14 protein-coding genes are annotated in these 13,408 nt (G+C 70.8%); 3 read left to right on the top strand and 11 right to left on the bottom strand.

The genetic code is table 11. From position 1 onward, the window contains the following. Nucleotides 1–5: 5 nt before the first annotated feature. The 5 genes from tsaB to ON26_RS04110 form a co-directional block, all read right to left on the bottom strand. On the bottom strand, nucleotides 6–707 hold the full coding sequence (gene tsaB, locus ON26_RS04130) for a tRNA (adenosine(37)-N6)-threonylcarbamoyltransferase complex dimerization subunit type 1 TsaB (RefSeq protein ID WP_040794624.1): 702 nt from the start codon (nucleotides 705–707) through the stop codon (nucleotides 6–8). Between the two features lie 102 nt (nucleotides 708–809). Continuing rightward, nucleotides 810–1,262 carry a tRNA (adenosine(37)-N6)-threonylcarbamoyltransferase complex ATPase subunit type 1 TsaE gene (tsaE, locus tag ON26_RS04125; RefSeq protein ID WP_040794623.1) on the bottom strand — a complete coding sequence of 151 codons (453 nt, stop codon included), beginning with the start codon at nucleotides 1,260–1,262 and terminating at the stop codon, nucleotides 810–812. A 116-nt stretch (nucleotides 1,263–1,378) separates the two neighbouring features. Next, a complete protein-coding gene (locus ON26_RS04120) occupies nucleotides 1,379–2,458 on the bottom strand; it encodes an alpha/beta fold hydrolase (protein ID WP_040794622.1) in 1,080 nt (359 codons plus the stop codon). 75 nt (nucleotides 2,459–2,533) lie between these two features. Continuing rightward, complete coding sequence (gene alr / locus ON26_RS04115; RefSeq protein WP_245545713.1) at nucleotides 2,534–3,661, bottom strand: alanine racemase; 1,128 nt, start codon at nucleotides 3,659–3,661, stop codon at nucleotides 2,534–2,536. Nucleotides 3,662–4,281: 620 nt separating this feature from the next. Beyond that, the gene (locus tag ON26_RS04110) at nucleotides 4,282–5,766 is read right to left on the bottom strand and encodes an NAD(P)H-hydrate dehydratase (RefSeq protein WP_051026652.1); all 1,485 of its coding nucleotides are present in this window, start codon (nucleotides 5,764–5,766) and stop codon (nucleotides 4,282–4,284) included. Nucleotides 5,767–5,872: 106 nt separating this feature from the next. On the opposite strand from ON26_RS04110, the gene ON26_RS04105 reads away from it, so the two are divergent. Next, entirely contained in the window at nucleotides 5,873–6,292 is a 420-nt protein-coding gene (locus ON26_RS04105; RefSeq protein WP_040794620.1) for a cupredoxin domain-containing protein, read from the top strand. Between the two features lie 105 nt (nucleotides 6,293–6,397). Here ON26_RS04105 and glmS read toward each other — a convergent pair whose 3' ends face one another. Further along, nucleotides 6,398–8,278: a glutamine--fructose-6-phosphate transaminase (isomerizing) gene (glmS, locus tag ON26_RS04100; RefSeq protein WP_040794619.1), complete on the bottom strand. Its 1,881-nt coding sequence runs from the start codon at nucleotides 8,276–8,278 to the stop codon at nucleotides 6,398–6,400. A gap of 36 nt (nucleotides 8,279–8,314) precedes the next feature. Between glmS and ON26_RS04095 the strand changes: the two genes are divergently transcribed. Further along, nucleotides 8,315–9,175 carry a dienelactone hydrolase family protein gene (locus ON26_RS04095; RefSeq protein WP_040794618.1) on the top strand — a complete coding sequence of 287 codons (861 nt, stop codon included), beginning with the start codon at nucleotides 8,315–8,317 and terminating at the stop codon, nucleotides 9,173–9,175. Between the two features lie 136 nt (nucleotides 9,176–9,311). Here the strand turns inward: ON26_RS04095 and ON26_RS04090 are convergent, their stop codons facing one another. From ON26_RS04090 to ON26_RS04065, 5 genes are all read right to left on the bottom strand, one after another. After that, nucleotides 9,312–9,695, bottom strand: a complete 384-nt coding sequence (locus ON26_RS04090; RefSeq protein WP_040794617.1) for a hypothetical protein — start codon at nucleotides 9,693–9,695, stop codon at nucleotides 9,312–9,314. 65 nt (nucleotides 9,696–9,760) lie between these two features. Next, entirely contained in the window at nucleotides 9,761–11,452 is a 1,692-nt protein-coding gene (locus ON26_RS04085) for a hypothetical protein (protein WP_157171781.1), read from the bottom strand. 46 nt (nucleotides 11,453–11,498) lie between these two features. Next, nucleotides 11,499–11,807: a hypothetical protein gene (locus tag ON26_RS04075; RefSeq protein ID WP_157171780.1), complete on the bottom strand. Its 309-nt coding sequence runs from the start codon at nucleotides 11,805–11,807 to the stop codon at nucleotides 11,499–11,501. 156 nt (nucleotides 11,808–11,963) lie between these two features. Then, entirely contained in the window at nucleotides 11,964–12,272 is a 309-nt protein-coding gene (locus ON26_RS04070; protein ID WP_040794613.1) for a DUF6802 family protein, read from the bottom strand. Between the two features lie 133 nt (nucleotides 12,273–12,405). Next, on the bottom strand, nucleotides 12,406–12,594 hold the full coding sequence (locus ON26_RS04065) for a PspC domain-containing protein (protein ID WP_040794612.1): 189 nt from the start codon (nucleotides 12,592–12,594) through the stop codon (nucleotides 12,406–12,408). A gap of 193 nt (nucleotides 12,595–12,787) precedes the next feature. On the opposite strand from ON26_RS04065, the gene ON26_RS04060 reads away from it, so the two are divergent. Then, on the top strand, nucleotides 12,788–13,408 hold a 621-nt coding region (locus tag ON26_RS04060), incomplete at its 3' end, for an ATP-binding cassette domain-containing protein (protein WP_040794639.1).

Here is a 13,408-nt window from a genome sequence, read left to right as displayed (position 1 = left end):
CACCGTCACGCCCCCGTCCGGTCGAGCGTGCGGAAAGCCTTCTCCACGGCGTCGGGCCTGCGCAGATACAACGGCGTCAACGGCTCGGGCGCCGCGCCGGCCAGCAGCTGCCCGGCGGCCACCCGGACCAGCCCGGCCGGCGAGGGAGTCTCGACCGGGATCACCGGCAGATCGAAGTAGTCGACGTGCGAGGCCGATCCCGCCACCGCGCCCGCGCCCGCGGGATCGAGGTCGGCGGGCTTGATCACACCGGGGCCGTCGATGCGGACTCCGTCACGGTAGCGAGCCCAGTACACCTCGCGCCTGCGCGCGTCGGTGACCACGAGCAGTTCCCTGGCGGCGGGCAGATCGGCCGCCGCCGCCACATCGGCGGCGAGGGCGTCGAGACTGCACACCCCGTGCACCGGAAGGCCGAGCGCGTCACCGAAGGCCGCCGCGGTCGCCATGCCCACTCGCAGTCCGGTGAACGGTCCCGGTCCGATGCCGACGACGACCGCCTCGATGTCCGTCCTCGAACGTTGTGCCTCGTCCAGGCATTGGAGGATCTGCGGGGTGAGCACCTCCGCGTGGGCGCGCGCGTCTACGGTGATCCGCGAGGCCAGTGTGCGTGACCCGGCCGCGTCGACCGAACCGTCCGCGGCCTGCCCCAGTTCCACCAGTCCCGCGGTGACGGCGGGGGTCGCGGTGTCGACGGCGAGTACAAGCATGATTGACCCCACGATACCGGGTGGTAGCTCGCGTCTTCGCTCAGCATCGGGCTGTGGCCGAAGGCCCCCGGAAGGGACGGGCTTTCGGTACCAGCCGGCCGGTCAGCCGATCCACTCCCAGACGGCGGTGCGCACCTCCGAGTCCGGCTCCCTGCGCAGTTCCACCCGCAGATGGCGTTCGGTCAGATGCTCGACGACGCCGCGGCCCCACTCGACGACCACGACCGCCCGATGCAGTTCGGTGTCCAGGTCCAGCGCGTCCAGCTCGTCGAGATCGCCGTCGAGCCGGTAGGCGTCCACGTGCACCAGCGGCACCGGGGGCGCATCGGCACGCTCGCCCGCACGGTGCAGCCGGGCGATGATGAAGGTCGGCGAGCTGACTCGCCCCTGCACGCCGAGACCCGCGGCGATCCCCCTGGTCAGTGCCGTCTTGCCCGCGCCGAGCGGGCCGTCGAGCACCACCAGATCGCCCGCCGACAGGGCTGCGGCCAATTCCCGTCCCAGCGCCTCGGTGTCGGCGACGGTCGGCAGGCTGCGCTCGTGCCGCTCTGTCACGCCCACCCTCCGTTTCCGTCTCGATACCGGCGGCCGTTCCCGGTCCGCCACCGGCGCCGAGCCTACCGGTGCGGTCGCGGGCGCCTCGCCGGTCCCCGTGCCCGCCGACGCGAGGATCAGCCGCCCAGCCGCAGCCGCATGTCCTCGTCGAAGATCCCGGCGCGCACGAGCAGCCCGTCGAGCGCGTCGTTCACCTGATCCGGGTGTTGCAGGTGCGGCATGTGCGCGGCGTCACGGACCCGCACCAGCTCGCTGACGGGCAGCGCCTCGGCCAGCAGACGCGAGTGACCGAACGGGATGACCAGGTCGTTGCTGCCGCCGAGCACCAGCACGGGGGTGGTGGCCAGCGCGGGCAGCGCCGCGGATTCGTCGTGCACGCGAAGGGAATCGAGGAACTGCACGATCGTGTCGATCGGCGTGCGATCGATCATCCGGGTGGTGAACCGCGACAACGCCGGGCTGACCGGGCCGTGGAAGGAGGTGACGTGCAGCAGCGGGGTGATCACGTGCCTGGCGGTGGTGCGCCCGGCCTGCACGAGGGCGGGCGCGAGGTGCGCGAGCAGCCGGAAGCCGTCGACCGCCGGATTGCGCAGCAGCTGGGTGACCCCCATCGAAGTCACCTCGGCCGCCGTCGTGGAGATCAAGGCCACCGCGCTGATCCGGGTGGCGAACAGCTCGGGGAACCGGGACGCCGCGGCGAGCACCGTCATGCCGCCGAGCGAATGACCCACCAGCACCACCGGCCCGGTCGGCGCGACCTTCTCGATGACCGTTCCCAGGTCCCGGCCCAGCCGGCCGACCGTGCAGCTGCCCTTCGGCGGTGTGCCGGAACGACCGTGCCCGCGCTGGTCGAAGAAGACCAGCCGCACGTCCGGCCCCCAGCGCTGCGGCAGATCGCGGCGCTGGAAGTGGAACGACTCCATGGTGTTACAGAAACCGTGCACGAAAACGACGGTGGCCGCGGCATCCTCATGCCCGTGCGTGCGCACCGCCAGCCGCACGCCGTCGGCGGTCCGCACCGTGCTCACCGTATCGCTGTCGAACAGCGCGAAGTTCTCGTCCCGGTACTCGTCGGGGCGATTCGCGTGCAGTGCCCACTGCCCCGCCCGGCGTAGCGCGTGTGCCCCGGCGAGCGCGCCGACCATCAGGGCGGCGGCCAGTCCCCCGCGTCCGACCACGGAATGTCGTGACCTCATCGGATGCTTCCCCTCAGCAGACTGATTTCGAGTCCAGCACAGCAGCGCACCGGTCGGCAACAGATCCGGCACACGTCACGAACCGGCCCCGATGTGACGTCGGCTCACCCGGCCACGTGGCGCGCAGACCACTTCGTAGTGGATGGTGTCGAGCCGGTCCGCCCACTCCTGCGCGCTCGGGACCCCCGGGCCCGCACCGAACAGTACCGCGGTGTCGCCCTCGGTCACCCCCGCTTCGTTCGCGCCGAGATCGACGACGAACTGGTCCATGCAGACGCGGCCCACACTGGGGCGCCGGGCACCGCCGAGCCACACATCGAACCGCCCGCTCAGCGGCCGGAAGACGCCGTCGGCGTAGCCGGCGGGCACCAGCGCCACGGTGGTGTCGCGCGGGGCGGTCCACTGGTGTCCGTAGGACACGCCCTCGCCCGCGGCGACCCGCTTCACCAGCGCGACCGAGGCCTGGAACGTCATGGCCGGCCGCAGACCGAAATCACCGAGCTCGGGCACGGGGCTCAGGCCGTAGACGGCGATGCCGGGGCGCACCATGTCGAAATGCAGATCCGGCCGGGTCATGGTCGCCGCCGAGTTGGCGATGTGGGCCACCTCCGGGCGCAACCCGCGCGCCGACGCGGTGGCGATCGCCGCGACGAACCGCTCGCGCTGCTCGTCGAGAAAGGCGTGCTTGGGCTCGTCGGCATGGGCCAGATGGGAGAACATGCCGCGCAACCGGACGACCTTCTCCTCGGCCAGCTCGCTCAATGCGGCCAGCGCCGTGGGCAATTCGGCCTCGGCGATGCCGTTGCGATTCAAACCCGTGTCGACCTTCATGGTGACCGTGGCCGTCCGGCCGAGCGTGCGGGCCGCCGCCGCGACCGCCCGCAGCTGCGCGGTGCTGGACACGCCGACCTCGACGTCGGCGGCGACGCCCGCGGCGTAGTCGGTGTCCTCGGTGTGCAGCCAGCACAGGATCGGCGCGGTGATGCCCGCCTCGCGCAATCGCAGCGCCTCCGGGATCGTCGTCACACCCAGTTCGCGTGCCCCCGCCGCCAGCGCCGTACGCGCCACCTGCACCGCGCCGTGGTTGTAGGCATCCGCCTTGACGACGACCATCAGGGCCGCGGCACCGGCATGGTCGCGTAGAACGCGGACGTTATGGGCAATCGCGTCGAGATCGACGACCGTCTCCACTTGGGCATTCACGAGCCCCGATCCTGCCACTCGCCGCCCCCGAAGCTATGGGCACCCCGTCTCGCCGGACCACGAACGGGCAGGTCACAGCAATGTTCACGGGGGTTGATCACCGCCGATTCCCGTTGCGGGCGTGCTCGATCCGCCCCTCGGCGGCCGTCTGCGAGCGACGGCCCACGGGAAGCGGGCCGCTGCTCGGAAGGGCGTCGTCGCGGCCGCAGCGTTGCCGGTCACAGGGCGGTTCGTGATGCAGGGCACGCAGGAGCCGCTGTCGTCGCCGAACCGGTTCCGCCGCCACAACCACCGGGCCGGTCGGTGTCTCCGCGCGGGCTGCGCGGGGCCCGATCGCCCGGGGCGGGATGCGCACCGCTCACTGTTCCATCGACACCGGCCGCGACGGTGTAGGACGTTGCCGCGTCCGGCTCGGCACGCCGCCTCGTCGGGCGAAGCCGTAAGCCGAACGAAGCCACGAGCCGGGCGGAACCGTGAGCCGGGCAAAGCCACGAGCCGGGCGGAACCGTGAGGCCCGGCGGAACCCTGGAGCCCGGCGAAACCCCGGATGCCCGGCGAAACCCCGGATGCCCGGCGAAACCCCGGATGCCCGGCACGCTGATATCCGCCGAAGCGGCTGGTCAGCTGGAACGCGAGGATCCCGCCTCGGCGAGCGCACGGAGGTCGGCGATCGCGGCGGGGACATGGGCCAGCAGCGGCGAGGCGGAGATCGGCGCACCGGCGGGGCCCGGATCACGGGCCGCCAGGGCCGCGGCGAGTGCATGCACCCGGGCCGCCGACGCCGCGGCATCGGCGGGGTCGTGGCCCGCGGACAGCAGCGCGCCGATGATCCCGGAGAGCACATCGCCCGCACCCGCCGTCGCCGCCCAGGACCCGCCCGCCTCGTTGACCAGCACCCGCCGTCCGGGATGGGCGATCAGCGTGGCGCGGCCCTTGAGCAACACGGTGACCTGCCATCGCTCGGCCAGATCACGGACCGCGGCGACGCGGTCCGGACCGGGCTCGCACCCGGTCAGCCGGGCGAATTCGCCTGCGTGCGGGGTCAACACGGTCGGCGCGGTGCGTCCGCGCAGCAGATCGGGTTCGCGCGCCAGCAGGGTCAGACCGTCGGCGTCGAGCACGACCGGCAACTCGGTGGCGAGAATCTCGGCGAGCCGTTCTCGCGCGGGGGCGTCGGTGCCCGCGCCGGGGCCGAACACCCAGGACTGCACCCGGCCGGTGGTGGCGACATCGCCGGCGGCGATCACCTCGGGGAAACGCGCGAGCACCTGCGCCGCAGCGCTTCCGGCGTAGCGCACCATTCCGGAGGTCGCCGCGATCGCACCGCCCACGGCGAGGACCGCCGCACCCGGATAGGTCGCGCTGCCCGCGCAGACTCCGGTGACGCCCTGGGTGTATTTGTCGTCCGAGGCGGCAGGCACCGGCCACCGCGCGCCCACTCCGGCGGGCGAGAGTGCCGCCAGCCGGGCCGGGGGCAGTCGTAATCCGATGTCCACCAGTTCGATTCGGCCACACCACGGCGCGGCCAGCGCGTGCACCGGCTTGCGGGCTCCGAAGGTCGCCGTCACCGCCGCGCGCACGGCGGGCCCGTCGACCGCGCCGGTGTCCGGATCCACCCCGCTGGGCAGGTCGACCGCCACGATCGGCGCCGCCACCCGCGCCATCACTTCCGCGGCCGCCGGACGCAGCGGCCCTTTGCCACCGATACCGACGATCCCGTCGACCACCAGGTCCGGTCGGCCGATCTCGCTGCCGACCCGGCCGCCCGCCCGGCGGAACGCGGCGAGCCCCGCCGGGTGCGCGTGCTCGGGAGCGAGCAGGATCGCGCGCACCGCGACCCCGCGGGCCCGCAGCTTCGCCCCCGCCCACAGCGTGTCGCCGCCGTTGTCCCCGGCGCCGACGATCAAGGTCACCGCCCGCCCCGCCACCCCGCCGGTGCGCTCCCGCAGTTCGGCGGCCACCACCCGGGCCAGCCCGTGCGCCGCCCGCTGCATCGGCACACCCACCGGCACGCGCGTGAACAGTTCCGCTTCGGCGGCACGCACCTCGGCCACGGTGAAATAGCCCCGCTCGGGGAACAGCGAAGAGCCTGATCGAACCGTCATCTACGCGCGCCTCCCACCATCGGCCGGACCGGACACCGACGCGCCGCCGCACCCGCACGGCCCGTGCGTCCGGACCTTACCCGGCCGCCCACTACGCTCGTCGCTCATGTCGATCCTGCACCGTTCCACCCGCGCGCGTGCGGTCGCCGCGCTCGTCCTGACCGCCTCCACCGTCCTCGCCGGATGTGGCTCCGAGGACGCCGAACCGGCCACGACCCCGGCGACCGCCGGTACCGGCGCACCGGCGGAACCGTCCGCGCCCGCGCCCGCCTCGGCGGTCACCGTGGATGTCGACGACATGACCTTCTCCCCGAGCGCGGTAACCATCCGTGTCGGCGACACCGTGACCTGGAAATTCGCCGACAGCGTGCCACATTCGGTGCAGGGCATCGGCGACAAGGCGATGGGCATCAACAGTCCCATCCTCACCGCCGGCGAGTGGAGCTACACCTTCACAGTGCCCGGAGAGTACCGCTACCTGTGCTCACTGCATCCGGAGATGCGCGGCACCGTCACCGTCGAATAACCGGCTCGACGCGCCGTCTTTCAGCGCGCCGCTCGCCGTTGCCGCGCCGGCGGACGGCGCGCGGACACGGCCGGGATCGGTACAGGCCCCGGTCCGCCCGGCGGCTTATTCGACGGTGACGGACTTGGCCAGATTGCGCGGCTTGTCGACGTCGTAGCCGCGGGCCTGCGCGATCTCGGCCGCGAAGATCTGCAGCGGCACGGTGGACAGCAGCGGCTGGAACAGCGTGGGCGCGGACGGAATCTCGATCAGATCGTCGGCGAACGGCCGCACCGTTTCGTCGCCCTCCTCGGCGATCACGATGGTGCGCGCGCCACGGGCCTGGATCTCGCGGATATTGCTCAACAGCTTGGAATGCAGCACCGCCCGGCCCTTCGGCGACGGCATCACCACGATCACCGGCAGTCCGTCCTCGATCAGCGCGATCGGGCCGTGCTTGAGCTCGCCCGCGGCGAAGCCCTCGGCGTGCATGTAGGCCAATTCCTTGAGTTTCAGCGCGCCTTCCAACGCCACCGGGTAGCCGACGTGGCGACCGAGGAACAGCACGGTCGGCACCTGCGCGAGGTCACGGGCGATCGCACGCACCTGCGGCGCGGTTTCGAGTACCCGGGCGACCAGCTTCGGCATGGCTTCGAGTTCCTGGAACTCGCGGGCGACCTCGTCGGGGTACTTGGTGCCACGTGCCTGTGCCAGCGCCAGACCGACCAGGTAATTGGCCGCGACCTGCGCGAGGAACGCCTTGGTCGAGGCCACGCCGATCTCGGGGCCGGTGCGGGTATAGAGCACCGCGTCGGATTCGCGCGGGATCTGGGCGCCGTTGGTGTTGCAGATCGCCAGCACCCTGGCCTTCTGCTCCTTGGCGTGGCGCACCGCCTCCAGCGTGTCGGCGGTCTCGCCCGACTGCGAAATCGCCACCACCAGCGTGGAACGGTCCAGCACCGGATCGCGGTAGCGGAACTCGCTGGCGAGTTCGACCTCGACGGGCAGGCGGGTCCAATGCTCGATCGCGTACTTCGCCAGCAGGCCCGCGTGGTAGGAGCTGCCGCAGGCCACCACGAACACCTTGTCGAATTCGCGCAGCTCCTGGTCGGCCAGCCGCTGCTCGTCGAGCACGATCCGCCCGCCCGACTCGTCGGTGGTGAAATGCCCGATCAGCGTGTCGGCGACCGCGGTGGGCTGCTCCTCGATCTCCTTGAGCATGAAGTAGTCGTGGCCGCCCTTCTCGGCGGCGGCGATATCCCAGTCGATCGTGTACGGCCGGGTCCGCACCTCGTCGGCGCGACCGGCGAAGTCGGTGACGGAGTAGCCCTCGGCGGTGATCACCACGGCCTGGTCCTGGCCGAGCTCGACCGCCTCGCGGGTGTGCTCGATGAACGCGGTGACATCGGAGGCGATGAACATCTCGCCCTTGCCGACACCCACCACCAGCGGGGTGTTGCGGCGGGCGGCGATGATCATGTCCGGGTGGTCGGCATGGGCGAACACCAGTGTGAACGCGCCCTCCAAGCGGCGCAGCACAGCCAGCGCGCTGGCCCGGAAATCGCCCGCGGTCGGGCCTTCGGCATAGGCGCGAGCGACGAGGTGGACCGCCACCTCGGTGTCGGTGTCGCTGAGCAGCTCGACGCCCGCGTCCTCGAGCTCGCGCCGCAGTGGGGCGAAGTTCTCGATGATGCCGTTGTGCACCACCGCGACCTTGCCGTCGGCGGCCCGGTGCGGGTGGGCGTTGCGGTCGGTGGGCGCGCCGTGGGTGGCCCAGCGGGTGTGCCCCATGCCGGTGCTGCCCGCGAACGCGTCCGGACCCGACTCGGCGAGTTCGGCTTCCAGGTTCGCCAGGCGGCCGGCTTTGCGTTCGACTGCCAGCGAACCCGCGCCGTTGAGGATCGCGACGCCCGCGGAGTCGTATCCGCGGTATTCCATGCGGCGCAATGCGTCAACGACGACGCCGAGCGCGTCCCGGTACCCGACGTAGCCAACGATTCCGCACATGGCTCCCCAGAGTACTTATCGGATAACGTTCACGTCGTGTCGGTGTCTGTGAAAGAGCTTCTGAGCGCCCTGACCCGTCGTGGCCCGCATCGCGTGCTGCGCGGCAACCTGGGAATCGCGGGCCAGCCGGGTGTCGTCTACACCCCGGAAAGCGGGCGCGGGCTGCCCGCCGTCGCCTTCGGTCACAGCTGGCTGACCGGTTCGGGCCGCTACCGCGAGCTCCTCGAGCACCTCGCGTCCTGGGGCATCGTGACCGCCGCCCCCGACACCGAACGCGGTCCGATCCCGTCACATCTGGGCCTGGCCACCGACCTGCTCACCACCCTCGACATCTGCACCGGCGTGCGTCTCGGCGACGGCACCGTCACCGTCCACCCCGACAGGCTGGCCCTGGCCGGTCACGGCATGGGCGCGGGAGCCGCGGTCATCGCCGCCGCCCAGCGCGACGTCGCCGCCGTCGTCCCGCTCTTCCCGGCCCCCACCGCGCCCGCCGCGGAATCCCTGGCCGACCGTGTCCACGCCCCCGCCCTGCTGCTGGCCGGCACCGATATCGCGGGCGTCAACTCCAACGCCCTGCCCTTGGCCACCGCCTGGTCCGGCCCGCTCGTCCTGCGCCGCCTCGACGGCGCCACCCACAACGGCCTCATCGAGGGCCGCCGCGCGCTGTCGGCCCTCGGTGCGGGCAAGCACGAGCCCAAGACCCAGCGCACCACCCGGGCGCTGCTCACCGGCTACCTCCTGCACACCCTCACCGGCGACAAGAAATACGCGGCCTTCGCCGATCCCGAGGCCGACATCCCCCGGACCACGGTCATCGACCCGCACGCCCCCGTCGAGGAGAAAGAGGCCAAGCCGGCCCTCTCGCTGGGCACCCTGCGGCAACTGGTCGGCCGCTGACCGCTCTCCCGCCGTCACGGAATTCCGGAGCCGAGCAGCCACCGGATCCGGATCGCCGCGCCGCGGCGATACCCACGGCGGTCGCCCCCCGGGTTCGGTCGATGCCCGCCACGCGGGCGATGTCCACGACGCGGGCTCAGATGAGCCAGCTCTCCCGCCGGTAGTACTCGCCCTCGGGATCTTCGTCATCGATCGGCACCACCACGTCGCCGGACCGGCGCGCCGCGGCCGATCGCGCCATCGCCTCGCGGTGCGCGCGCAACTCCGCGGCTTGCCGTTCCTGCTCGGCCCGCTCCTCGGCTTCCCTGCGCTCCTGCTCCTCGGCCTCGGCCTGCGCTCGGGAGATCGCCTCGCCGTGCACCTCCCAGAACTCCCGCATCGCCGCGCGCGACTGCTCGGTCAGCATCGCGCTCGTCTCGGCGGTCCGGCGGTTGATTTCCGCCAGATCGCTCTCGATGGCGGCCGCGTCCCGCCTGCACTGGTCGATGATGCGTTCCATTTCGGCGCCGTAATCCACCATCGTCGTCCTCCTTCACCGACAGCGGCCGGCACACCGCGACCGCCGCGACTGCCCGGGCACCATCATCACAGCGGTCCGGCCTCCGCGAGCACAGCGCCGGTGTCCCCGACCGGAGGCTCGTCGGCGACCGGGACCGCGGGCGCCTCGGGTTCGGCCACGGGTTCGGCCTCGTCCTCGGTGAGCTCCGGGGCCGGAATGGGTGTCGGGATGTACTCCCCGTCCTCTTCCCGCTTGCCCGGCGCCGGCGCCGAGGGCACCGATGTCGAGCTCGCGGGCTGTTCCCCGGCGGCAGGCGCCCCCGCCGGAGTCCCTTCGGCCGGTGTCTGCCCGCCCTCGCCGCCACCGGTGGGCTCGCCGTCGACCGCCGAAACGAGCGGTACGCCGTTCTCGTCGATAGTCATGCGGTACTCGGTGGTCTTCCCGTCGGAATCGGTGAGGACCATCTTCAGGCCGTCCTCCCCCTGCTCGAACGTCACCTCTTTGCCCGCGAGATCGAACTCGGCCAGCGGCTCGACCTCGCCGTCCGGCTTGCCGTCGCCGTCCTCGTCCCCGCCGGTGTCGTCGGCCGGATCGTTCTCGGCGCCGGTGAGGTTCTTCAAGTTCTCCAGCGCCTTGTCGATCTCCTCGTCGACCGTGGTGCTCAGCGCGGTCAGCGCGGTCTGCACGCTCTCGGTCAGGGAAGTCAGCACCGGGCTCAGCTGATCGGCGATCTGACTCAGATTGGTCAAGCCGCTCAACGGATTCGACGTGCCCGCCGGATTCGTCGAGTCGTCGTCGGTATCGGTGCCGGTCGGGGTGCCGGCGGGAGAACTCGCCGGTGTCGTCGGGGTATCGGTCGACGACGGAGTGCTGGTGTTCGACGGATTGGTGCTCGGCGTCTCGCCGGCAGGGGAAGGGGTTTCTCCGGATGGGTTTTTCTGCGACGGCACCACGTCCGGCTGCGGATACGGGTCTGTCTTCAGCGCCTTCAGCGCATTCGTGATCGCACTATAGGTTTCGATCACTTTCCCGTGCGTGAGATCACAAGCTTCGACGAACTTGTCGACCTTTTTCGGGTAGTCGGGTGCGAAAACGGCGTCCAGCCAATCCTGGCAACGCTTCTTCACCATGTCCGCATACGGCGTGCCGCCCACCACCCATGTGCCGAAGAACAACGTGTTGGTGAGCGTGGTCATCCCGTCGGCGAACCCTTCCTCCATGTCGGGAAAGATTCGGCGGATCTTGCTGACCAGAGTGCCGTCGTGCCACCCGCTCGACAGGCCGATTCCCTCGGAGCCGGCAATGATTGCCAGGACATCGTCCGGAGACTTGCCGTCGAACTTGATCTCCATATCCTCCATGATCGCGGAGACGCGGTCGGACTTGATCTTCACCGCCGCTCGCAATGCGGTCGGCGCACTCTCGAGTGTCGCCGCGATATTTCTCGCTGCTGCGGCATCGTCGTCAGCCAGTCGGAGCTGGGTACTGATCATGTCCAGCGCTGCCGAGGCCGCGTCGCCCTGCCAGGCCTGCGAAATACTCTGGGAGATCGTCTGCTGGACACCGTGCTCTTTGGTCATCGCCGCGGCCGCGGCCGATACGGCCTCGAAAGCATCGACGAGGGCGCCTTCGTCCATCCCGTTCTGTTCGTAGTAGCGCGCGTGCAATTCCTCGTAACTCTTGATACCGACCTTTTTCGGAAATGCGCGCGCGTACAGAGGATGGAATTCTTCGAAGTACAAGAGCATTTTGGAGCCGTAGTCCAGAAGCCCCGTCACGCTCTGGTCGATCGGCCCGGAACCGGTCACTGTTCGTCCCCCGTGATCACTGGTTGTTCATCTGGTCGGCGCGCTCTTTGTCGACATTCGAGTATTCGACGGTCGCAGCGCCGATCACATCGGCCGTCGCCCCGGTAGCGGTGGACCAGTCGTCGACGCGCTTGCGCAGCGCTTCCAGCCCTGCCTGGATGTCCTTGCCTTCGGCGGCGTATTTCGCACCGGCGTGGCTCGCACCGAAGAGGTTGTCGTTGATTTGCACGACGTGGCCGGCCACGGTCGTCCCCGACGACCGGAGATCGTTGGCGAGTCGCCCGAGTTCGCCGGTGCTCACGCCGAGCGAGCTGTTGGTACTCATCGACCGGGACCCCTTCCTTCATCCACGTCGGGCCGGCCACACACGACCGCCCTACTACCTTCGACTACCTCTTTGGACGCAGCCGACGAGGGTACGGTTCCCGCGATTCGCGGTGCGGGGTGAGCTCGGCCCGGCCGCAGAAGCGCCGGCAGCGGGTCACTTCCCCAGCGTGCCCTGGTCCGTACGGACCCACTCGGAGGTGCCGTCGGGATGGCGGTGGAACTCCCAGGAGGCGTGATCGCCGTCGTTCTCGACCACCGTGACGTGGTCGGCGAGGCCGTCGCCGTCGAAGTCGGTCCAGACCTGCACGGCGTCGAGACCGTGGGTGGTGTCGGTGTCGAGCAGGCCGTCGCCGTCGATGTCCTGGGTGGGGTTGCCGAGTTCGACGGCACCGAGATCGTCGAGGGCGGTGGAGGTGTCGATGCCGGGCAGTTCCAGACCCCCGAATTCGCCGGACGTGACCATGGCTCCTCCTCGAACGCCGACCCCTGCGATGCAGCGCCGTCTGCGCGGGCGCTTGATTCCTCCATCCTGTCATCTCGGCGCCCGCGCGTCAGCCCCGCCCCAGCGGCCACCGCCGCCGCGAGAGCAGCCCGGATCAGCGCCGGGGAATCACCAGCCAGAGCACGAGATACAACAGGAACTGGGGGCCGGGCAGCAGGCAGGACAGCACGAACACCAGGCGCACGGCGTTCGCGTTCCAGCCGAAGTAGTCGGCGATGCCGCCGCAGACACCCGCTATCCAGCGATCGTCGGAGCGGGTGAGACGACGTGTGGGTGCGGTCATCGGAAGATCCTTCCCTCTGATTCGGTATGTCCTCCACTGTCGTCGCGGGCGCCGCGCGGCGCATCGGTCGACCACCCCATACCGACCCTGATTTCCGCCCGGCCGGACCAGGGGTGAAACCCCGACGACCGGTCCTCGCGGCGGGCGGGCACCGGGGCGGGGCGAGGTGCGCGGACACGGCAGACTGGTCCGGGTGAGCACCACTCTGCACGCGCGCGGCCTGGCCGCCGGACACGGTGAACGAGTCCTGTTCGAGGACCTCGACCTGACCCTCGCCCCCGGCGACGTCATCGGCCTGGTGGGGGTGAACGGCGCGGGCAAGTCGACGCTGTTGCGGATGCTGGCGGACCGCGCCCCCGCGGCGGGCACCATGACGACGAGCCCACCGGACGCGACGATCGGCTACCTCGCGCAGGAACCCGAGCGCATGCCGGGTGAGTCGGTGCTCGACTTCCTCGGCAGGCGGACCGGTGTCAGCGCGGCCCAGCGGGCGATGGACGCCGCGGCCGAGCGCCTGGCCGAGGGCGGGGACGACGACTACTCGCCCGCACTGGAACGCTGGCTCGCGCTCGGCGGCGCGGATCTGGAACCGCGGGCCGAGGAGGTGGCCGCCGAACTCGGCCTGACCGATTCGCTCGCGCAGGGACTCGCCACTCCGATGACCGCCCTCTCCGGTGGCCAAGCCGCCCGCGCCGGACTCGCCTCGGTGCTGTTGTCGCGCTACGACATCCTGTTGCTCGACGAGCCGACCAACGATCTGGATCTGGACGGCCTCGCACGGCTGGAGGAATTCGTGACCGGCGTGCGGGTGCCC

Origin of the sequence: Nocardia higoensis NBRC 100133, assembly GCF_000308595.1 — a bacterium.
Classification (GTDB): Bacteria; Actinomycetota; Actinomycetes; order Mycobacteriales; family Mycobacteriaceae; genus Nocardia; species Nocardia higoensis.
The sequence above is the reverse complement of the archived record's forward strand: the minus strand, read 5'-3'. Positions and strand labels throughout refer to the sequence as shown.